Consider the following 20,413-nt stretch of genomic DNA (forward strand, 5'->3'; position numbering starts at 1 on the left):
CCCTCCCCTTTCCAGAGACTTTTACCTATATAACAAAAAAGACCTGCAGGAATGCAGGTCTTTTCTTATATGGTGAAAACAGAGTTTCAGGAAATGAGCTTGCGGCACGTTTTTTATTTCCATGATATATTGTAAAGTGTGACCTCATGCCCGCCGAGTGCGGCGGCATTGTCGATATTTCCCAGCTGGAACTTTATATCCGCCGACATATCGCTATCAAAGGTGACGTCAAAGCTGAAATGCTTCTTCTCTGTCGATATTTCCACTTTTTCGTTGAGATATCTCATGTAGGAGCTGTCCTCGGCTGTGACTACCATATTTCTCGGAACTGTTGAGCTCACATCGAATTCAAGGGTATGCTTTTCGCCTGCCATGACCTCTTTTCCGCGAAGAAGTCCCATTACCGCATATTCCAGCTCTCCTGCGTTCCTGATATCTATGACGGTGCAGCCCTCCTTATTGGTCACGGAAGCATCTGCGCCCTCTATATAATTGTCAAGAGCAAGCGAGCTCATCTCAGTGGGAGCAAAGCCGGAATCCTTCTTTTCATAGACACGGACATAGTCTATATCGAAGTGCTTCTCGCCCTCCGCAAATATACCCGGTTCCGCATAAATGCCGTCCACTCCGTCGAAATGTCCGCCCACCGCAAGATTGAGTATTATATAAAAATTCTGGTCAAAGGGAGCCGGATAGCTGAAGCCCTCGGAGTACCATTCTGTCTGGGTGCTGTAAAGTATGCCGTCAACGTACCAGCGTATCTCTCCGCGTTCCCATTCAACGCTGTAGGTATGCCAGTTAACGGAGCTGTCTCCCTCAGGAAAATCATAATCATTGGTAAGGTAGGTGTTTGCAGGCCATGCGCCGCCGAAGTGTATGGTTCCGCATATCTTCTCCGGAGTGCTGCCCCAGCCCTCCATAATATCTATTTCTCCCGATGAAGCCCAGCCGCCGTAAACACTGTCCTCAGGGAGCATCCATATTGCAGGCCACAGTGACTTGCCGGAGTCGCAGCGTGCCCGCACCTCTATTCTTCCGCCGCAGACCGAGAACTTATGCTGTGTGTTTATACGAGCGGAGGTATAGTCGTAGCTGCCCTGCTTTTCATCCATCCAGTTTTCCTTGCGGGCTGCGATAGTAAGTATACCGTCTTTGACAGTGGTGTTCCGGGAGGTGTAGAACTCCTGCTCGTTATTGCCCCAGCCGTTGGTGACATAGTTGCCGCTGTCGTCAAGCTTCCAGTTGCCGAGCTCATAGGACCATTTGCTCATGTCAAGCTCGTTTCCGCTGAACTCGTCGCTCCACAGCAGCGTGTAACCGTCTTCCGGCTCTGTTCCCGCATTGCTGCCGAGAAGGAAGCCGCTGAGACACCGGAGCTCTTCCGCGGAAGCTCCGCTTTTTCGTGCGCTTACCATATCAAATATATCCACAATGCCGTCACTGTTGAAATCCATAGCTGTACTGCTGTCCGCAAATACCGCCGCAGGAAGAGATGCAAGCATTACTGCTGCCGCTGCAATTATTTTTAAGATCTTCATATAATCCTCCAAGCCATAGCAGCAATGGAACTGCCGCTGTTTTACGACCTGATTTTATCATAAAAAGCAGCCTGTGTCAAGACAAAAACCCTGTTTTTATGTGCAAATGAACTACTTTTGGTATTGATTGCACCGGCTTTTAACTGCATTTCGGCAACTTTTTCGTTTTTCTCTTGAAATTACGGAAAGTACATGATATAATGTTCCATGTCGGAGTCATAACTTTTTTTGGCTTATGCCTTGAAAAAAAGAAATCTGCTCCGTATACTATATATTGGAATAATTATGATCCTATGGAGGTCTTTTTATGAAAAAGTTAATCACATCGGCAGCGGTATGTTCAGTGGCACTCTGCGCTCTTGTTTCATGCGGCAGCAAGGACAAGGAAGAAAAAGGTTCCAAAAAGGCAAATGAAATTGTTGGAAAATGGTCAATGAGCGGCATAGAAAGCACAGGTGTTGACGGAGGCGGACTTGTCTTCAAGGAAGACGGAAAGGGTTCGGTTTATGAAGACACTTCTTCGCTCCTTCACTTTGAGAGCGAGGGTTTCAATGTAGGCGGCACGGTTATATCAAACGAGTACATCAAGGAAGAGGGCGATAACCTCATTGTTGATGTAATGGGAAATGAAATGCTCAATATGAAAAAACTTGAGACAAAGGACGGCAACGACGGTCTGTATGAGCTCAAGGGCGGTATGCTTTACACAAGTATCGTTGACGGTATGAAGAATAAAGGTAATTTAGAAGAGGACAAACTCAATATCACTATTGACTTTGAGGGCGCGCACAGCGAAGTTGTTTTCAATGATATCTTTACATATTCGACCAAAAAGGATAAGCTGACTGTATCCGGATTCTCCGGATTCCTTGAGGGTGACGGTGATTCCATCACAGCTGATTATAAGATAGAGGGAGATACTCTCACTATCATTGATACAAAGTCAACTGAAAAGCTTACAAGAGTAAAGTAATAAAAAGCTGTCTTGTGTTATATTCAGATAAAAATTTTTTATGATTATAATTGAGGGAGGATCCTTTTTCAAAAAGATCCTCCCTCAAACTGCTTTATGAGAAAACACATATGTCTCCGGATTTAGCCCTTGTATCAGTACAAAACCGGATACCGGGATCATTTTACAGCGGTATATGCTTCGATTATATCCATAATGTCAGAGCTGTATATATTTCCGCCAAGTACGCTCCCGTCAGGATCAAAGCACAGGGAGCGTATGTCTGACGGATCGTCCTCATAAGGATTTATATACTCTTCATCGCCGTCAAAGTACTCAGAGAGGTTTATTGCAGCGTTACCCTGCGGGAATATCACATTACCGCTGTCTGCGCTGAAACCGTTTGCTGCAAAAGCGCCAATAAGCTCCCTCGTTTTTATGTTATACGGATTGTCGTCATCAGCGCTGACAAGCCATGCAGGGTGAAGCTCGATAAAAACGCCGTTCTCACGGACACATTCAGCGAAATACTCCACCAGCTCAAGAGGTATCGTCTCCTGATGGAATGCATCAACGGACAGCATAACACGGTTCACGCCGCTTTCCGACAGCATTTTCGCAACTTCACTGATTCTCCGTCTGTCCCTGCTGAAAAAGCCGTTGGTTATGATCTCACGCTGCTTTATGCCAGCCTTTGCCGCGGCATTGTGTATCATGCAGACGGTTTCGGGAAAAAGCAGCGGCTCACCGCCGAAGGTCATGAGAGACTTTATATCATAGTGCCGGCAGACCTCCGTTACAGTCTTTGCTGCCGTCTCACCGTCAATATGTTCTCCTGCGAAAGCATGGCTGCCCTCGCTGCAATGCTTGCAGCGGCCGGTACAGCCCATTGTAACGACAAATTCTATCCTGTCAAGATTTCTTGTATATATGTTCATAATAACTGCTCCTTTTATATTTATACTTTATAAATAAAGGTGCAGCACGGGAACATTTCTTACTCCGGTGTATCGTTCCCTGTTACCGCACCGGGCAGTTAATTCGTTTTATCACCATTTTTCTCACCTCAAACCGAAAGGACTATATCCTTGCCGCTGGGAATATATTCGGACGTTTCAACGCCGCACTTCTCAAAGAGTATGCACGAAGCCTTTACCGCTTCTGTGCCGGCATATTTGTTGTTATAGTATACCACCCGCTTTATGCCCGACTGTATTATAGCCTTTGCGCACTCGTTGCAGGGGAAAAGCGTCACATAAAGAGTACAGCCGGCAAGACTTGCAAAGCTGCTGTTCAGTATGGCATTGAGCTCCGCATGGCATACAAAGGGGTACTTTGTATCGAGGCTCGTCTCGCCCTCGCGCTCCCACGGCATATCGTCGTCGTTGCAGCCGGTGGGCATACCGTTGTATCCCACTGATACTATCTTGTGCTTGTCGTTCACTATACAGGCGCCCACTTGTGTGGAGTTGTCCTTGCTGCGCTGTGCCGAGAGCATGGCGATACCCATGAAGTACTCGTCCCAGCTTATATAGTCGCTTCTTTTCATTTGATTCACCTCGGAATTATTCACGTAATTGATAACTTATAATAGCATATCCGGGGAAAAATGTCAATCTTTAGGGGGAGTGATTAGTTTTTAGTGATTAGTGCTTAGTTTAATAAGCTGAAAAACCGTCCTTGAACTGCGCCCTCTGTGTACCGTTATGGTCGGGGCGAAGGTTCGGCTTTGCCATGCTCCCACCTCCTGCTTGGGGTATAAGAAAACCGCCCATTACTGAGCGGTTAAGTTAATATACTTAGTTGCCTAATACTTCAACAATGTCATCTGGAGTGATGTCTCTAATATCAAAGCCGGGGAATTCAACCATATATGTTTGAAATTTCTCGCTTACTTCAACAATATACCCGACTTCGCCAGTCGCTATTTTAACTTTTGTATAAGGCTTAAGCATAATTCCCCCTCCTTTACTTATCAACATACAAACTTGTCAAATGAAAACCTTTTTGTTCGTTTATATCATCAAGCCAAGCTGTTAACACTTTTGCGGTTTTGCCATTGACACCAGTAATCTCGTAATGCAATTCATATTTGTCACCCTGAGGATTATGTCCTTTTTCAATTAGTTTCTCCCGAACGAAATTTCCGCGAATCTGCTCTTCCAAGAGTTCATAATTATCTAAATTATAGCCTAAAGCCGATTCAAACGCTTTGGCTTTATCTGGCTGTTTTTCAGGATTAAGTGCATACTCGATAAATTTCCTTTTGTCAATGGTTGCATTTTCACCTGTAACATTGTTTATTCCTACTATTTTAATTTTACCATCATTCGCGCCATTTGTCAACCCTCTGATTTGTGAAAGATTCCTCTGCTCAATAGCTCTACCCTCGGCTTCCGAGAGTGTTGGTGCTGTATAGTCTGCTGCATTTGCGTTCGGGAGTTCCTCCCACGTCTTGGAACGTGAGCCGTCGGCGTTCTGCTTGCCACGCAGTACCTGTCCGTCGTAGATGATAGTGCAGTCACAGTTATCGTGCCTGCGGAATATGCCTTGCGGCTGGTCTTTAATCTCATATTTGCCTGCAACGTCAGAGCACCATTGGCAGCAGTCCGTACCCATACGGATTATGTATCATTTCAGTCGAAAAAAAGTTTCGATCAATTCTTATAAACTAAGCACTATGCACTAATAACTAACCACTAAAAACTAAGCCCCTCGGTGAAACCGAGGGGCGTTGGGATTGGGGCAGCGGGATTTGAACCCACGAATGCAGGAGTCAAAGTCCTGTGCCTTACCGCTTGGCTATGCCCCAACACTTACCAAAATATTATAACAAAAATCCTGCAATAAATCAATACCGCAGGATTTTTATTTTTATTTTAACTTTACCACCATTCCTTCTCATGCATATCCTTGAACTCGCCTATCGCCATAATAACAGCGACAACCGCCGAAAGCACATCGGCAACGGGTCCTGCATAGGTTATGCCGTCTATCGCAAAAACCATAGGCAGAAGTATCAGCAGTGGCATAAAGAAGATTATCTGTCTTGTAAGTGAAAGGAATATGCCCTTTACAGGCTTGCCTATCGAAGTGAAGAACGTCGAAATTATAGGCTGCAGGCAGTTTAGCCAAGTAAAGAACAGGAATATACGGAAGAACTTTGCTCCGAATTCATAATATCCATCACTCGCTCCGCTGTTCGCAAATACGCTGAGTATCTGTTTCGGGAACAACTGGAAGAGTACAAACGCTACAAGTGAAATAGCCGCTCCTGTCTTGACAGCCATCCAGAACGCACTCTTGACCCTGTCATAATTCCTTGCTCCGTAATTGAAGCTCTCAATGGGCTGTGTACCCTGCGCAAGTCCTATAACGATGGAGAATACTATCATATTCACCTTCATAACGATACTTGCTACAGCGATAGGATCTTCAGCGCCGTACTTTGACAATGCTCCGTAGTGCCTGAGGGAATTGTTCAGAACTATCTGCACCAAAGCTATAGCAAGCTGATTGAAGCATGAAGCCATTCCTATCGAGCAGACACGTCTTACAATGCCGAATGACGGGATAAGGTGCTTTCCGAAGAGATATACCGTCTTGAAGTTGAAACAGTATATAATAACTATCAGTGCGGATATAAACTGTCCTATGACCGTTGCTACAGCGGCGCCCTTCATTCCCCAGCCGAGAACAAGTACGAAGACCGCATCAAGTATAGTATTAATAACAGCTCCGGTAACATTGCATATCATTGTCATTTTAGGACTGCCGTCCGCCCTGACGATATGTCCTCCTCCTGCCGTCAGAATAAGGAAAGGAAATCCGAAAGCAGTATACCTTACATATTCCTCTGCATACGGAAGAACAGCGTCGGTAGCACCGAATCTCTTCAGCAAAGGTGTAAGGAACATAAGCGTTACGACCGACAGGACAATACCGCTTATCGCAAGCAGAGACAAAGCATTTCCGGCGAAATAAGGCGCTCTCTTCTTATCGCCCATACCAAGGGCAAGATTGAAGCAGGACGCTCCGCCGATACCGAGCAGCAATGCTATAGCCATGCAGCCGGTAGTAAACGGGAAAGCTATACCGGTCGCCGTATTTCCGAGAGTACCCACAGCCTTGCCGATAAACAGCTGATCCACCATATTGTATAGTGCGCTTACCAGCATACCTATTATGCTCGGTATAGCGAACTTCATCATAAGTGACCTTACAGGAGCATTGCCAAGCGGATTTCCCATTCCGTCAGGCGGTCCTCCCACGCCCTGAGGCGGTCCTCCCACACCCGGAGGCGGTCCTCCATAATTTCTGTTATTCATATTTTTACCCTTCTTTTCTCTTTAACATCAAATACTTTCTAATTATACATCATATAAAATAAAAATACAATAGTGAGATTAAAAATGTTATGCCAAATTTTTCTTGATACATTTAGTTGAACATAATGCAATTTCAACAATCAGGATATCATTTGTTCTTGACAGTATGCTGTGTGTGTGGTAAAATTATTTCAGGGGATATCACGTTATTTCACTTAAAACAAAAAGGGGGTATCATTGTGAAGCATAACAGACTTTTCACATTTTTGATCACTGTCACGTTTTCCTGCATACTATGCACATTTGTGCATCAGGCAAGAGCCGACAGCACTGTTTTCAGCACCGGTGATGTAAACGGCGACGGATTTGTTGATGCGGTAGATGCATCAGCCGTTCTTGCGGAATATGCGCAAATCTCGGCTGAACTGCCTGAAAGCTTCTCCCCGGCTCAGAAGTCAGCCGCCGATGTGAATAACGACGGTTTTAATGACGCCGTAGACGCTTCACAGATACTTTCATACTATGCCTATCTTTCTGCCGGAGGTACAGCTGAGCTTAAAGACTTCATTAATACACCACCTGCAATTACAATGACCTCCTCTGTCTCTGAAATATTAATTCCCACAACTACCACCATTCCGCAGGAATACTTGGTTAACGGCTACAGCAAGTACGATCTGCTTTCAGATGATACAGAAAAGGCTGTACAGGCATTTAAGAATTTATCTTCCCAATTAAGAAATGAAATGTATGGTAGCTATATAGTTAGAGGCTCATGGGGAGGATCAAATGGAGCAGATCAAGCTAAGGTAATATTAGCTGCATTAAATTATAATCAAGGAATAGCTCCAGAAGTTTTAGCAAGTAATGAAACATTGGGTACGTACTCACAAGATGAATTGATTCAATATTGTGAAGCTCTTGATATTGCAGGACAAAGATATAATGGTTTGAATTTTAACAAGTACATGTTAGATGAAGAATTGGCTAACTATTTTACAGATTTAATAGCTAAATATGATAATTGGCGCGATGGAGATGAAGAATCATTGCTTGATGAACTAGAACAACATAATATAACTTTTGAACTCCTTGAACCAGAAAAAATAGAAAATATAATAAAAACGTATATGTATACATCAGTATGTTATCATACTGATGGATGGCCACAAGATAGAATGACAAAATTTTTAGCAAATAACTTAATAACACCAATGTACCAAAGTTATGAACAATACATAACCAAATAAAGGTCGTGAAAATATGAAGCTAATACTTGCTTCGGCTTCGCCGAGAAGGCGCGAGCTGATGAAATATATATCCTGCGACTTTGAAGCTGTCTCAACCGACTGTGACGAGACTCTACCAAAGGATATCAAGCCTGCGGCAGCTGCGGAATATCTTGCTACAGTCAAAGCAAAGGCAGCTGCGGAAAAATATCCGGACTGCATAGTCATCGGCTGCGATACCACCGTTTTATGCGGCAGCGAGATACTTGGCAAACCAATGGATAAAGCTCAGTGTATCGCTGATATTTCAAAGCTTTCAGGGCGTACTCATCAGGTAGTCACAGGCTGCTGCATAATAAGCGGCGGAGATATCACCTCATTCTCAGAGGTCACAGACGTTACCTTCCGCAGACTGTCCGCTGCCGAGATCGAAGCCTACGCCGACACAGACGAGCCCTACGACAAGGCAGGCGGCTATGGTATACAGGGGCTGGGCTCGGCCCTTATTTCCCACATTGACGGAGACTTCTTCAACGTGGTGGGACTGCCCGTAGCACGGCTTTTCAATGAACTGAAAAAAGTTGAGAGTTAAGAGTGTAGAGTTGAGAGTTGTTGTGTTCGCTTCGCTCACATATTTTTAATATTATCGCCGCAGGCGATACCATAACTTTCAACTCTCAATTCTCAACTCTCAACTTTAAATCGGAACGCCGCCCCTACAAATCACTAAAACTAAGTAACTATAAAGGAGTATCCAATCATGAACTCAACCGCATTTCATTCTGCTGACATTCTTTTACCCAAGGACTGCGATATGCACAAGTGGTCCGTTATCGCCTGCGACCAGTACACCAGCGAGCCTGAGTACTGGGACGAGGTAAGCGCTACAGTGGGCAGCGCTCCCTCAACGCTGAACCTTATCCTACCCGAACTCTATCTCGAACAGGACGGCGTCGCAAAGCGTATAGACGATATCCATACTGCTATGGACAAGTATATTGCTGAAAGTATTTTCACCGAGTACAAGGACGCTATGGTCTACGTTGAGCGCACTCAGAGCAACGGGATACTCCGTCAGGGCATCGTGGGAGCTATCGACCTTGAAAAGTACGACTTCTCAAAGGGCAGCACCTCTGAGGTAAGAGCTACCGAGGCTACAGTTATCGAGCGTATCCCTCCCCGTATCAAAGTAAGGCAGGGCGCTCCCCTTGAACTTCCCCATATTATGATACTTATCGACGACCCGAACAATACAGTTATCGAGCCCCTTGCAAAAGCTGTTTCCGACGACAGCAGGCTTTACGATTTTAAGCTCATGCAGAACGGCGGCAGCATAAAGGGCTGGCTTGTGGACAAGTCAGCACAGGAGGCTGTCGACAAGGCTCTCTGCGCACTTGCAGATCCCGATACCTTCTGTAAAAAATACGGTCTTTCTGATACTCCCGTACTCCTCTATGCTATGGGCGACGGAAATCATTCTCTCGCAACTGCAAAGGAATTCTACGAGCAGCTGAAAAAGGCTAACCCAGGCAAGGACTTATCAAATCACCCTGCACGCTATGCGCTTGCCGAGATAGTTAATCTCCACAGTGAAGCTCTCAAATTTGAGGCTATACACCGCCTTGTATATGATGTTGACTGCGACAGGCTCATCGGAGAGCTCACAGCCGCACTGGAGCTTTCCGAGACAAAGACCTCGGACCAGTACGTTATCTGCTCATGCAAGGGCACCGAAAAGAAGCTTTACATCAACAAAAAGTCCTCAAATCTGTCTGTTGGTTCTCTCCAGAACTTCCTCGACGGCTATATCAAGGCAAACGGTGGAAAGATAGACTATATCCACGGAGCCGATACAGTAAAGTCTCTCGCTGACAAGCACAACGGTATCGCATTCATACTTCCCGATATGGACAAATCCCAGCTCTTCCCCACTGTCATCAAGGACGGCGCTCTTCCGAGAAAGACCTTCTCAATGGGTCACGCCGAGGACAAGAGATTTTACATCGAAGCCCGCAGGATCACTGAATAATGGAATTACTGAACAATATCGCCAAGCTTCATACAACGGAGCTTGGCGCAGTTCGTATAAAGAGGAATCTCTCACTGGATACAGAAGATACTGTCGCATGGTGCAGGGAGCAGATAAGCTCTCCCGGAGCTGTTATCGAGCGCAATGGCAAGAACTGGTACATAACCGTAAACGGCTGTATCATCACCGTTAATGCTTACAGCTATACCATAATCACCGCACATAAGCTCAGAAAGGAAAGATAATATGAACATAAGAAGATTTAAAGAATCAGACGCAGAAGCAGTCTCGGCTGTTGTCATAAAAACTATAAGAATATCCAACGCAAAGGACTACCCTGCCGACCTTATGGAAGAGATCGTAGAATCTCAGCAGCCGCAGAATATTCTCGAACGTGCGGGCTGGACCCATTTCTATGTTGTTGAGGATAACGATGATATCATCGGCTGCGGCTCTATAGGACCTTTCTGGGGCAAGGAGGACGAGAGCGGTCTGTTCACTATATTTGTACTCCCAGAGTATCAGGGAAAAGGCGCAGGCAGGCTCATTATGGAAACTCTCGAAAATGACGAGTACTTCCTCCGGGCAAAGCGCATTGAGATACCCTCCTCAATAACAGGCTGCCAGTTCTACAGAAAGTTCGGTTACGACTACAAGAACGGCATTGCGGAGCTTGACGATGAGCGGCTTTACCGCCTTGAAAAGTTCCGAGAAGTATAAGGAGTAAACTATGTCCGAACGCTTTTCAAGAACCGGGCTTCTCTTAGGAGAGGAAGCTATGAATATACTTGCAAACTCCCGCGTTGCCGTTTTCGGCGTGGGCGGAGTAGGCGGCTATGCCGTTGAAGCTCTCGCACGCTCCGGCGTGGGAGCACTTGATCTCATCGACGACGACAAGGTCTGCGTGACCAATATAAACCGTCAGATCATAGCCCTTGGCAGCACCGTGGGTATGTACAAGGTTGACGCGGCGGCGGAGCGTATCCGCGACATCAATCCCGAATGCAGGGTGACCTGCCACAAGATGTTCTATATGCCGGACAACGCCGATAAGCTTGACTTTTCTCAGTACGACTACGTTATAGACGCTATCGACACCGTAACGGGCAAGATCGAGATAATCATGCAGGCTGAAAAAGCAGGAGTTCCCGTCATAAGCTCAATGGGTGCAGGCAACAAGCTTGACCCCACTGCCTTTGAAGTTGCCGATATATACAAGACCTCTGTATGTCCTCTCGCAAGAGCAATCCGTTATCAGCTGAAACGACGCGGCATAAAGAAGCTTAAAGTGGTCTACTCAAAGGAACAGCCCTTAGTGCCGCAGGGCATTGCCGCAGAGGACGGTTCTGGCAAAACGGATATGCGCACCGGAACAGCAAGGCGCTCAACTCCCGGTTCAACAGCCTTTGTACCCTCTGTCGCCGGACTTATCATAGCCGGCGAGGTCATAAAGGATCTCACAGGTCTGAACAAAAAATAAAGGAACGATAAAATGACGTACAGTGAAGATAGCATTTCTGCCGCAAAACAATGCTTTGAAGCTTCCTTTGCAGAAAAGGACTTTTACGACAGGCAGACTCAGGACAGCTCGCATATTGATTCGATAATTGATATCCTGCCGGTAAAAAGCGGCATGAGAATACTCGACCTCGGTACGGGCAGCGGCTATCTTGCCTTTGCCATCGCCCGAAGATATCCGGACGTATCATTAACCGGACTTGATATCGTTGAAAAAGCTCTTGAGCAAAACAGGAAAAGAGCTGAACATGAAGGAATTGAAAATTTAAGCTTTTCAAGCTATGACGGCATATCCTTTCCCTTTGAAAAAGGCAGCTTTGATATGGTCGTATCACGTTACGCTCTCCACCACTTCCCAGATATACACAAAAGTCTTTCGGAAGTACACCGCGTTCTGTCTGAAAAAGGCTGCTTTTTCATTTCAGACCCGTCTCCGAACGAAAATGATACCAGCGGGTTTGCCGATGAGTATATGCAGGTAAAACCCGACGGACATATCAGGTTCCGCACATTCGCCGAATGGATCGCTCTTTGCAGTCAGAACGGTTTTTATCTTGAAGAATCATTTGTGAGCAGTATCCGTTTTCCGAGGAAATATGAGAAAATATATGATCCTGTCATCAGCCGGCACCCTCAGAAAACGGTAAAGAGCTACGGAATAAAGATAAACGGCGGAGAAATATTCATAACCGAACAGGTAAACAATATTCTTTTCCGCAGGAACTCCGACAGAACTATTAATATTTAACTATTAAATTCCCTTGACCTTTTTGTCTTTTTGTGCTATGATATTTTGTATTGGAATAAAGATGGAAGAAAGGTAACAAAATGCATTTTAACGAACTGAATTTATCGGATGAGCTTCTCCGTGCTGTTGAAGAACTGGGATACACGGAGATGACTGAGATACAGCAGCAGAGCATACCATTGCTGCTTGAAGGACGCGACGTTGTTGGGCGCTCAAATACAGGCACCGGCAAGACTGCCGCTTTCGGCATACCGGCTGTGGAGAGTATAACCGAGGCGGACAGGAAGTCTGCCGTCATTCTCATACTATGCCCCACAAGAGAGCTTGCGATGCAGGCAAACGAGGAAATTCGCAAGTTTGCCAAATTCAAGGAGGGCGTAAAGTCCTCTGCCGTTTACGGTGGCGCAAGCATGGAAAAGCAGATACACGAGCTGAAACGTGGCGCTAATATCGTTATAGGCACTCCCGGACGTATAATGGATCATATCCGCAGAAAAACGCTGCGGCTTGACAATATCCGCACCGTTATACTTGACGAGGCTGACGAAATGCTGAACATGGGCTTCCGCGAGGATATAGAATCCATACTCGCAGATATCCCTGAGGACAGACAGACTGTTCTCTTCTCTGCGACTATGCCGAAGGAGATAATGGCTATCACCGAAAAGTATCAGCAGGATCCGGTACATATAAAGATCAGATCAGCCCAGAAAACTGTCGAACTCATAGAGCAGTTCTACTTTGAAGTTGCAATGGGACGCAAGACCGACGCGCTGAAGCTTCTTCTCACAGCATATAAGCCTTCTTCCGCAATGGTCTTCTGCAACACAAAGGTCATGGTGGATCAGCTCACGGAGGAGCTTGTCAGAAGCGGCTTCCGCGCAGCAGGCCTCCACGGTGATATGAAGCAGATACAGCGTACACAGGTAATGAACAGCTTCAAGAACAGGGCTGCGGAGATACTTGTAGCTACAGACGTTGCCGCAAGAGGTATCGATGTGAGCGGAGTTGACGCTGTATTCAACTACGATCTGCCTCAGGACAATGAGTACTACATACACCGTATCGGCAGAACAGGCCGGGCAGGCAGAACAGGTACGGCTTATACCCTTATAAGCGGCAGGAAACAGCTTTTCGACCTGAGGGCAATAGAGAAGTATACCCATGCTGAGATACGCGAAATGCCGCTTCCAGACAAGGCTGATATAATAGCCATGAAGAAGGAGTCTCTCATAAAGGAGATATCAGAGGCACAGGCAGGTCACAACGCTTATGATATACTTGACAGGCTCGCTTCACAGGGAATAGACTACCGGGAAGCTGCCGCAAGGATAATAGAAAAGCAGCTGAAGGCAGAGACCGACGCCCTTCCGGACTTTGAGAGCGCACGTCCGCTCAAAAAGGGCAGGAACAACGGCGCAAAAACTGTAAAGATAGTTATAAACGTGGGAAGAAACCGCCGCATAGCTCCGAATTTCATACTCGGAGCACTTGTTGACGCCACCGGAATGACGGGCAAGGATTTCGGCAAGATAGATATATTCGACGAGCATACTACCGTTGAAGTGCCGGAAGCCGAGTCCGAATATATAATTGAAAGCACGGACTCAATAAAAATAAACGGAAACAAGGTGGAGGTCAAGCTGTACAAGGGCTCAGACCTGGGAGCACGCAGGAACCGCCGCCCCGATGACAAGCCTCGTTTTGACCGGAAAAAGGCTGCTTACGGCAATAAAAAAAGAGCGGAGCTTTTCTCCGATTACATACCTAACCGAAAAAAGCGCATGAAAAAAAGACATTAAGGAGGTATTCAAATGCATAATGACAAAAAAACATGGACAAGGATAATTATATTAGCTCTTGCGATCATAATGGCGCTGGGTGCTATAATACTTCCGTTCCTGGGATAAAATATCAAACGCTGCTGCTTCATGATGAGACAGCAGCGTTTTTCTTTTTTCCCCCAGTCAGAATATCAGACGTATACTGCGTTATGACATATTTCTCGGACCTGCTGCAATATAATTGTACTACAGACAGCAGACCGGGAGGTGTTCCGTGCAGACGATATATATTGACGTACTGATTGTCCTTAATATCTATGTAAACTTTTTCCTGCTGCGGATCACCGCAGGAATAACACATTCGCCCCTGCGTACATGGAGATGTACAGCTGCTTCGGTCTACGGGAGCCTTTTCTCCCTTACGATACTTCTTCCGTTTCTCGGAAATACGGTATCTCTGATCATAAAACTTGCAGCTGCCGTCACCATAGTAGCATTTGCGTTCGGTATCCGCTGCCCCAGGAGACTGCTCATAAACACTGCCGCTTTTTTCGCTGCGAATTTTGTCCTTGCAGGGACAGTATACAGCGTATATACCCTGCTGAAACCTGATTTCATTCACTTCAACAACGGCTGCTTTTACATAGATTTTTCGCTGCTGATACTCATAATCACAACGGCAGCGCTGTATTTCGCCGTAAGGATCGTGCGCATATTTACAGACAAAGCTCCCGCCGGTGATTACCGCGTACTGATACGCGCAGGGAAAAAGGTTATATCACTTACCGGACTTGCCGACACCGGCAACGGTCTTGTAGACTATTTTACCGGCTCCCCTGTGATAATCTGCTCTGAGGAGAGCTTCCCGGAGCTTACCGGTAGAGAGCTGGATATATCGCTGCTGCCAAAGGGCTTCCGCCTGCTCCCCTGCTCGGCAGTGTCCGGCAGCGGACTTATTCCCGTTTTCCGTCCTGACGAGGTACTGATAATCAGCTGCACACAAAATGAAAAGAAACCTGTTGACGCTGTCATAGGCTTTGGCGAAAGCGGCGGAAAAGCCGTTTTCAATCCGAAGCTGCTGAAAATATAGCCATAAACGAAGGAGAAAAAACATGAACATCATCAGAAAGATCAAAGCGTACCTGAAAAAACATTTTCCCGGAGAAGTATTCTACGTAAACGGCTCGGATACTCTTCCGCCTCCCCTCACAAAAGAAGAAGAAAACGAAGTATTTACACGTCTCGGTGAACATGACACAGATGCCCGCAACTGCCTTATCGAGCATAATCTCCGCCTTGTGGTATACATAGCGAAGAAGTTCGAGTCCACAGGCATAGGCATTGAGGATCTTGTATCCATAGGCACTATAGGGCTTATAAAAGCCGTCAATACCTTCTGTCCCACTAAGAATATCAAGCTTGCGACCTACGCCTCTCGCTGCATAGAGAACGAGATACTCATGTTCCTGCGCAAATCCTCCCAGTACCGAAACGATCTTTCCATAGACGAGCCGCTCAATATTGACTATGACGGAAACGAGCTCCTGCTCTCGGATATTCTCGGTACCGACGACGATATAGTCAACAAGGGCATAGAGAACGAAGCGGAAAGGGATATACTCCGCAGCGCCGTAGCCGAGCTCGGCGACCGTGAACGGGAAATAATGGAAATGCGTTTCGGACTTATCGACGGCAAGGAGAAGACGCAGAAGGAGGTCGCCGACAGTATAGGCATATCCCAGTCCTATATATCAAGACTTGAAAAAAAGATAATCAAAAAGCTCCGGGTAAAGATAGAAAGTGTTTCGTGACTAAAAGTCCCTGCCATAGCAGGGGCTTTTTCTGTCATATTCAGTTTTTTTGCTGTCTGCTATTGTAAAAAAAGCGTTTTTGTGATATAATGAATTAAATATATCTTTTCATCAGGAGTCACTATATGAAAAAATGGAATGTCGGCAGACCCGACAGAAAAACGATCTCAGCGCTCATGCTCGGCTGCGGCGTCACCTCACTGACGGCTGCCGCTCTTGCAGCCAAGGGGTATTCCTCCGCTGAGTCCGTAATGGAGAGCCTTAATGCGGACGAGCTTTCCGATCCCTTTCTCATAAAGGATATGCAGCAGGCGGCTGATACTATAAATACCGCCATAGAAAACGGTGAACGTATATGTATTTACGGGGATTACGACTGCGACGGCATAATGTCTGCCGTCATACTTTATTCCTATCTCCTTGAAGCCGGAGCTGACGTTACATATTATATCCCCGAACGCACAGAGGGCTACGGTCTTAACATAAAGGCGGCAGATAAAATAGCTGCTGACGGCGTATCGCTCATAATCACTGTTGATAACGGCATATCGGCTATCGAAGAAGCCGAATACATATACGCCCTCGGAATGAGGCTCGTAGTTACGGATCACCACCGTCAGGGCGAACAGCTCCCCCGCGCGGAAGCGGTTGTGGACCCACACAGGCACGACTGCTTCTCCCCTTTCAAGGATATGTGCGGCGCAGGTATTGCGCTGAAGCTGGTGGCTGCACTTGACGGCGGCGACTACACCATGGCGCTGGAGCAGTTCGGCGATCTCGCAGCTATAGCAACTGTTGCCGACATTGTAAGCCTTAAAGGTGAAAACCGTTTCCTTGTCTCCTACGGACTGGAGCTTATCAGCAATACAGACCGTCCTGCCCTTATGGCTCTGAAAGAAGTATGCGGACTTAATGGCAAGCCCGTAGATACACGTTCCGTAGGCTTCGGGATAGGTCCGAGGATAAACGCGGCAGGAAGATTCGGCTCCCCGAAAACTGCTGCGGAGCTTTTTCTCTGCGAGGACTATGACGAAGCACTCAAAGCCGCGCAGGAGCTCGACAGTCTCAATAATCTGCGCAAGGACGAGGAAAACTCCATTATTTCCGAAATATACTCCATGATAGACAGCGACCCACATATCATACGCGAAAGAGTGATATTCCTCTGCGAAAAGAACTGGCATCACGGTGTGATTGGAATAGTTGCCTCACGTATCGTCGAGCAGTTCGGCAAGCCCTGCTTCATAGTATCGGAGGCTGAAGGCGAGCTGAGAGGCTCTGCCCGCTCTTTCGGTGAGTTCTCCGTATTTGAAGCGCTGACCGCTGCCTCAGATGTACTTGAAAAATTCGGCGGACACCCCGGCGCAGGGGGCTTCACCATAAAAAACGGAATGGCGGAAAGCTTTCATCAGCTCCTTGAAAAGTACGCCCTTGATAATCACAGGGTAATGCCGGCAGCGGAGCTTTCCGCCGACAGTCCGGTGTCCCCTCAGGAGCTTGAAATTGAAAATATAAAAGGACTTGACGTCCTTGAACCCTTCGGCACTGACAATGAAAAGCCCCTTTTCTATATCGAGAACGCTCAGATACTTGATATAGTCCCACTTTCGGACGGTGCTCACACAAAGCTGCGGATAAAGGTCGGCTACACACAGGCTGACGCTCTGATGTTCAGGAAGTCTCCCCATGAGCTCCCCGTATCAAAGGGCGATGTATGCAGCATGATAGTTTCACTGGGAGTGAACGAGTTTCGCGGCACTGTCTCACCCAATATCATCATAAGCGATATCCGTCCGCAGCCCTTTGAGCAGAGCAGATATTTCGCCGCTCTGAATGCCTTTGAAGCTTTCATGCGCGGTGAAGAGCTCCCTCAGAACTACTATCCGAGTATGTATCCGTCACGTGACGATGTCGTAAAGATATACAAGTCCATACCCGACGGAGGTATTAACACGGACACGCTCTATATCAGGCTCAATGACAGGAATATAAACTTCTGTAGGTTCTGTATTTCCGTTGAAGCTCTCAGACAGCTCGGACTCGTCAGCGTTTCATTTGCTGAAATGACAATAAAAAGGATCAGCGTAACTCAGAAAGCCGATCTGGACTCGGCTCCCGTACTTGCTTCTCTCAGAAGCAGGCTCGGTAAAAGCCATAAATAAGGAGAATAGATATGACAGATGACATGAATGTATCAAATCTCACACATCATGAGGTCGAAGTCCCGATACCAGAATCGGCGCTACCCAAGGATCCCACTGATTTTCTCAATGATATCCCCGATTTCAAGGACGATTACACCATTGAGAAGATAATACAGAAGATACTCACTGACGATAAGCAGTACGATCTCAGCAAGATCATTTCCGCTTACGAATTCGCTGCGAAGGCTCATGAGGGACAGACACGCTCCTCAGGACAGCCATATATCACACACCCCTTAGCCGTATCCTATACCCTTCTTGAACTGGGTATGGACACCGATACTATCTGTGCAGCCCTGCTCCACGACGTAGTAGAGGATACAGACGCCACTCTTGATGATATAAAGAAGCGTTTCGGACAGGACGTTGCCCTCCTCGTTGACGGAGTAACAAAGCTGAGCAAGATCCCCACCTCCAGCAAGGAGGAGCAGCAGGCTGAGAATATCCGAAAGATACTCCTTGCGATGTCTCAGGATATCCGTGTAATGATAATCAAGCTCAGCGACCGTCTCCACAATATGCGCACGCTGAAATACCGTCCTCTCGAAAAGCAGAGGAACACCGCTCTCGAAACAATGAATATCTACGCTCCTATCGCTCACCGCCTTGGTATAAGAGCCATGAAGGAGGAGCTTCAGGATCTTGCTTTCCACTTCCTCGACCCATATGCCTACTCTGAAATTGAAAATATACTCGAAAACAAGAAGGAAGAGCGGGAGGCGTTTATCGAGATAATCAAGAGCCGTATCGCTCAGCGCTTCAAGTCGGAGGAATTCGCTCAGCCGCCGCAGATAGACGGACGAGTAAAGAGCATATACAGCATTTACCGAAAGATATTCATAAACCACAAGGATATCGACGAGATATACGACAAATACGCAGTAAGAATAATCGTTACCACTATCGCCGAATGCTACAATGTTCTCGGACTTATCCACGATATGTTCAAGCCCCTTCCCAACCGCTTCAAGGACTATATCTCCACACCCAAGAACAATATGTATCAGTCTCTGCACACCACTGTTCTCGGCAAGGAGGGCATACCCTTCGAGGTGCAGATACGTACATGGGATATGCACGAGACCGCGGAATACGGTATCGCAGCCCACTGGAAATACAAGGAGGGCATACAGGGCAAGGATAAGATGGAGCACCGTCTCGCATGGGTGCGTCAGGTGATCGAGGCCCAGCAGACCTCCGACGACGTTGAGGAGATAGTCCGCATAATCAAAACCGATCTCGACCCGGAGGATATAGTAGTAATGACTCCAAAGGGTATGTCGGTAAGTCTGCCTATAAACTCCACCGTTATCGACTTCGCCTACCGTATCCACACTCAGATAGGTCACAAGACCGTAGGCGCAAAGGTGGACGGAAGGATAGTCCCCCTCGATTACAAGCTCCAGACCGGTCAGATATGCGAGATCATCACCAGCAAGGACCCGGAAAAGGGCCCCAACCGCGCATGGCTGAACATAGTGCAGACCAACGAAGCACGCTCCAAGATACGCTCATGGTTCAAGAAGGAAAGGCGCGAGGAGAATATCACTGAGGGAAAGACCCAGCTTGAACGTGAATTCAAGCGCCACAGGATAAATCTCAGGGAAGATCAGTACACCGAGTTCCTGCAGGACGACTTCAAACGCCACAACTGCGAAAATCTTGAGGACTTCTACGCTTCCATAGGCTACGGAGGCATAACTCTCTCAAAGATGATGCCACGCCTGAAGGACAAGTACGAAAAGCTCCACGAAAATGACGACGAGCCGTCGGTAGTTCCGCTCATCAAGCCAAAGCCCAACGGCAGGAGCAGTATCATACTTGACCAGATAGACGATATGCTCATTAAATTCGCTCAGTGCTGCAATCCTCTTCCCGGTGATGATATTATCGGATTCATCACAAGAGGCTACGGCATATCTGTTCACACTACCAGCTGTACCAACTACAAGGCTGCCCTGGCAAGAAATATCCCTGAGGAGCTTGACCGCTGGGTGGAGATACAGTGGACAGACAACAGCGATACACAGCTTCAGACAAGCTTTGAAGTCACAGCTACAGACCGCGTTGGACTGGTATACGATATTTCCGCAGTCCTGCTCGAAGCCCGTGTGCCGATCGTCCATTCAGCTTCAAGAGTGCTGAAAAACGGCAATGCGCTGTTTGAAGCCACTATCGTTATATCAAGCACGGAACAGCTGAAGAATCTCTTTGAGAAGCTCAGGAAGATAAAGGGCGTTATCTCTGTAGAGAGAGCCGCTATTTAAGGAGG

At 46.9% G+C, this 20,413-nt stretch carries 19 protein-coding genes and 1 tRNA gene; 13 read left to right on the forward strand and 7 right to left on the reverse strand.

Annotated features, from left to right (window positions below):
- Positions 1 to 113: 113 nt before the first annotated feature.
- Positions 114 to 1,538 carry a glycoside hydrolase family 16 protein gene (locus QZZ36_RS04195; RefSeq protein WP_295077301.1) on the reverse strand — a complete coding sequence of 475 codons (1,425 nt, stop codon included), beginning with the start codon at positions 1,536 to 1,538 and terminating at the stop codon, positions 114 to 116.
- 307 nt (positions 1,539 to 1,845) lie between these two features.
- Between QZZ36_RS04195 and QZZ36_RS04200 the strand changes: the two genes are divergently transcribed.
- Positions 1,846 to 2,511 (forward strand): hypothetical protein, encoded by a 666-nt coding sequence (locus tag QZZ36_RS04200; RefSeq protein ID WP_295077305.1) that lies wholly within the window; start codon positions 1,846 to 1,848, stop codon positions 2,509 to 2,511.
- A gap of 158 nt (positions 2,512 to 2,669) precedes the next feature.
- Here QZZ36_RS04200 and QZZ36_RS04205 read toward each other — a convergent pair whose 3' ends face one another.
- The 6 genes from QZZ36_RS04205 to QZZ36_RS04230 all read right to left on the reverse strand — a co-directional run bounded on the left by QZZ36_RS04205 (position 2,670) and on the right by QZZ36_RS04230 (position 6,818).
- The gene (locus QZZ36_RS04205) at positions 2,670 to 3,428 is read right to left on the reverse strand and encodes a radical SAM protein (RefSeq protein WP_295077314.1); all 759 of its coding nucleotides are present in this window, start codon (positions 3,426 to 3,428) and stop codon (positions 2,670 to 2,672) included.
- A gap of 128 nt (positions 3,429 to 3,556) precedes the next feature.
- Positions 3,557 to 4,039: a dCMP deaminase family protein gene (locus tag QZZ36_RS04210; protein WP_295077316.1), complete on the reverse strand. Its 483-nt coding sequence runs from the start codon at positions 4,037 to 4,039 to the stop codon at positions 3,557 to 3,559.
- Between the two features lie 250 nt (positions 4,040 to 4,289).
- Positions 4,290 to 4,445 (reverse strand): hypothetical protein, encoded by a 156-nt coding sequence (locus QZZ36_RS04215; RefSeq protein WP_295077321.1) that lies wholly within the window; start codon positions 4,443 to 4,445, stop codon positions 4,290 to 4,292.
- Between the two features lie 13 nt (positions 4,446 to 4,458).
- Positions 4,459 to 5,109 (reverse strand): DUF6883 domain-containing protein, encoded by a 651-nt coding sequence (locus QZZ36_RS04220; protein ID WP_295077324.1) that lies wholly within the window; start codon positions 5,107 to 5,109, stop codon positions 4,459 to 4,461.
- A 121-nt stretch (positions 5,110 to 5,230) separates the two neighbouring features.
- Positions 5,231 to 5,302, reverse strand: a tRNA-Gln gene (locus QZZ36_RS04225).
- Between the two features lie 73 nt (positions 5,303 to 5,375).
- Positions 5,376 to 6,818: an MATE family efflux transporter gene (locus QZZ36_RS04230; protein WP_295077327.1), complete on the reverse strand. Its 1,443-nt coding sequence runs from the start codon at positions 6,816 to 6,818 to the stop codon at positions 5,376 to 5,378.
- A 239-nt stretch (positions 6,819 to 7,057) separates the two neighbouring features.
- Here QZZ36_RS04230 and QZZ36_RS04235 point away from each other — a divergent pair, with 239 nt between their 5' ends.
- From QZZ36_RS04235 to QZZ36_RS04290, 12 genes are all read left to right on the forward strand, one after another.
- Positions 7,058 to 8,068, forward strand: coding sequence for a dockerin type I domain-containing protein (locus QZZ36_RS04235; protein WP_295077330.1), 1,011 nt, complete (start codon positions 7,058 to 7,060; stop codon positions 8,066 to 8,068).
- A 13-nt stretch (positions 8,069 to 8,081) separates the two neighbouring features.
- Positions 8,082 to 8,639 (forward strand): Maf family protein, encoded by a 558-nt coding sequence (locus QZZ36_RS04240; RefSeq protein WP_295077332.1) that lies wholly within the window; start codon positions 8,082 to 8,084, stop codon positions 8,637 to 8,639.
- A gap of 168 nt (positions 8,640 to 8,807) precedes the next feature.
- Positions 8,808 to 10,076 carry a DUF1015 domain-containing protein gene (locus QZZ36_RS04245; protein ID WP_295077334.1) on the forward strand — a complete coding sequence of 423 codons (1,269 nt, stop codon included), beginning with the start codon at positions 8,808 to 8,810 and terminating at the stop codon, positions 10,074 to 10,076.
- Positions 10,076 to 10,321, forward strand: coding sequence for a DUF3781 domain-containing protein (locus QZZ36_RS04250; RefSeq protein WP_295077336.1), 246 nt, complete (start codon positions 10,076 to 10,078; stop codon positions 10,319 to 10,321). Before QZZ36_RS04245 ends, QZZ36_RS04250 begins: the two co-directional genes overlap by 1 nt.
- Position 10,322: 1 nt before the next feature.
- Positions 10,323 to 10,796 (forward strand): GNAT family N-acetyltransferase, encoded by a 474-nt coding sequence (locus tag QZZ36_RS04255; protein WP_295077338.1) that lies wholly within the window; start codon positions 10,323 to 10,325, stop codon positions 10,794 to 10,796.
- Between the two features lie 10 nt (positions 10,797 to 10,806).
- Entirely contained in the window at positions 10,807 to 11,556 is a 750-nt protein-coding gene (locus QZZ36_RS04260; RefSeq protein WP_295077340.1) for a tRNA threonylcarbamoyladenosine dehydratase, read from the forward strand.
- 12 nt (positions 11,557 to 11,568) lie between these two features.
- The gene (locus tag QZZ36_RS04265) at positions 11,569 to 12,342 is read left to right on the forward strand and encodes a class I SAM-dependent methyltransferase (RefSeq protein ID WP_295077342.1); all 774 of its coding nucleotides are present in this window, start codon (positions 11,569 to 11,571) and stop codon (positions 12,340 to 12,342) included.
- 80 nt (positions 12,343 to 12,422) lie between these two features.
- Positions 12,423 to 14,144: a DEAD/DEAH box helicase gene (locus QZZ36_RS04270; protein WP_295077344.1), complete on the forward strand. Its 1,722-nt coding sequence runs from the start codon at positions 12,423 to 12,425 to the stop codon at positions 14,142 to 14,144.
- A 256-nt stretch (positions 14,145 to 14,400) separates the two neighbouring features.
- Complete coding sequence (locus tag QZZ36_RS04275; protein ID WP_295077346.1) at positions 14,401 to 15,216, forward strand: sigma-E processing peptidase SpoIIGA; 816 nt, start codon at positions 14,401 to 14,403, stop codon at positions 15,214 to 15,216.
- A gap of 22 nt (positions 15,217 to 15,238) precedes the next feature.
- Positions 15,239 to 15,937: an RNA polymerase sporulation sigma factor SigE gene (gene sigE, locus QZZ36_RS04280; RefSeq protein WP_295077348.1), complete on the forward strand. Its 699-nt coding sequence runs from the start codon at positions 15,239 to 15,241 to the stop codon at positions 15,935 to 15,937.
- A 125-nt stretch (positions 15,938 to 16,062) separates the two neighbouring features.
- A complete protein-coding gene (gene recJ, locus QZZ36_RS04285; RefSeq protein WP_295077351.1) occupies positions 16,063 to 18,099 on the forward strand; it encodes a single-stranded-DNA-specific exonuclease RecJ in 2,037 nt (678 codons plus the stop codon).
- Positions 18,100 to 18,110: 11 nt separating this feature from the next.
- Positions 18,111 to 20,408 carry a bifunctional (p)ppGpp synthetase/guanosine-3',5'-bis(diphosphate) 3'-pyrophosphohydrolase gene (locus QZZ36_RS04290; protein WP_295077354.1) on the forward strand — a complete coding sequence of 766 codons (2,298 nt, stop codon included), beginning with the start codon at positions 18,111 to 18,113 and terminating at the stop codon, positions 20,406 to 20,408.
- Positions 20,409 to 20,413 lie beyond the last annotated feature (5 nt).

Source organism: Ruminococcus sp. (assembly GCF_016287535.1).
GTDB lineage: Bacteria > Bacillota > Clostridia > Oscillospirales > Ruminococcaceae > Ruminococcus.

Bases quoted from the DNA above. Each gene is read 5' to 3' on its own strand.
- sigE (WP_295077348.1), top strand. From the start codon at position 15,239: ATGAACATCATCAGAAAGATCAAAGCGTACCTGAAAAAACATTTTCCC.
- QZZ36_RS04230 (WP_295077327.1), bottom strand. From the start codon at position 6,818: ATGAATAACAGAAATTATGGAGGACCGCCTCCGGGTGTGGGAGGACCG.
- QZZ36_RS04215 (WP_295077321.1), bottom strand. From the start codon at position 4,445: ATGCTTAAGCCTTATACAAAAGTTAAAATAGCGACTGGCGAAGTCGGG.
- recJ (WP_295077351.1), top strand. From the start codon at position 16,063: ATGAAAAAATGGAATGTCGGCAGACCCGACAGAAAAACGATCTCAGCG.
- QZZ36_RS04245 (WP_295077334.1), top strand. From the start codon at position 8,808: ATGAACTCAACCGCATTTCATTCTGCTGACATTCTTTTACCCAAGGAC.
- QZZ36_RS04270 (WP_295077344.1), top strand. From the start codon at position 12,423: ATGCATTTTAACGAACTGAATTTATCGGATGAGCTTCTCCGTGCTGTT.
- QZZ36_RS04255 (WP_295077338.1), top strand. From the start codon at position 10,323: ATGAACATAAGAAGATTTAAAGAATCAGACGCAGAAGCAGTCTCGGCT.
- QZZ36_RS04290 (WP_295077354.1), top strand. From the start codon at position 18,111: ATGACAGATGACATGAATGTATCAAATCTCACACATCATGAGGTCGAA.
- QZZ36_RS04200 (WP_295077305.1), top strand. From the start codon at position 1,846: ATGAAAAAGTTAATCACATCGGCAGCGGTATGTTCAGTGGCACTCTGC.
- QZZ36_RS04195 (WP_295077301.1), bottom strand. From the start codon at position 1,538: ATGAAGATCTTAAAAATAATTGCAGCGGCAGCAGTAATGCTTGCATCT.
- QZZ36_RS04265 (WP_295077342.1), top strand. From the start codon at position 11,569: ATGACGTACAGTGAAGATAGCATTTCTGCCGCAAAACAATGCTTTGAA.
- QZZ36_RS04205 (WP_295077314.1), bottom strand. From the start codon at position 3,428: ATGAACATATATACAAGAAATCTTGACAGGATAGAATTTGTCGTTACA.
- QZZ36_RS04240 (WP_295077332.1), top strand. From the start codon at position 8,082: ATGAAGCTAATACTTGCTTCGGCTTCGCCGAGAAGGCGCGAGCTGATG.
- QZZ36_RS04250 (WP_295077336.1), top strand. From the start codon at position 10,076: ATGGAATTACTGAACAATATCGCCAAGCTTCATACAACGGAGCTTGGC.
- QZZ36_RS04220 (WP_295077324.1), bottom strand. From the start codon at position 5,109: ATGGGTACGGACTGCTGCCAATGGTGCTCTGACGTTGCAGGCAAATAT.
- QZZ36_RS04260 (WP_295077340.1), top strand. From the start codon at position 10,807: ATGTCCGAACGCTTTTCAAGAACCGGGCTTCTCTTAGGAGAGGAAGCT.
- QZZ36_RS04210 (WP_295077316.1), bottom strand. From the start codon at position 4,039: ATGAAAAGAAGCGACTATATAAGCTGGGACGAGTACTTCATGGGTATC.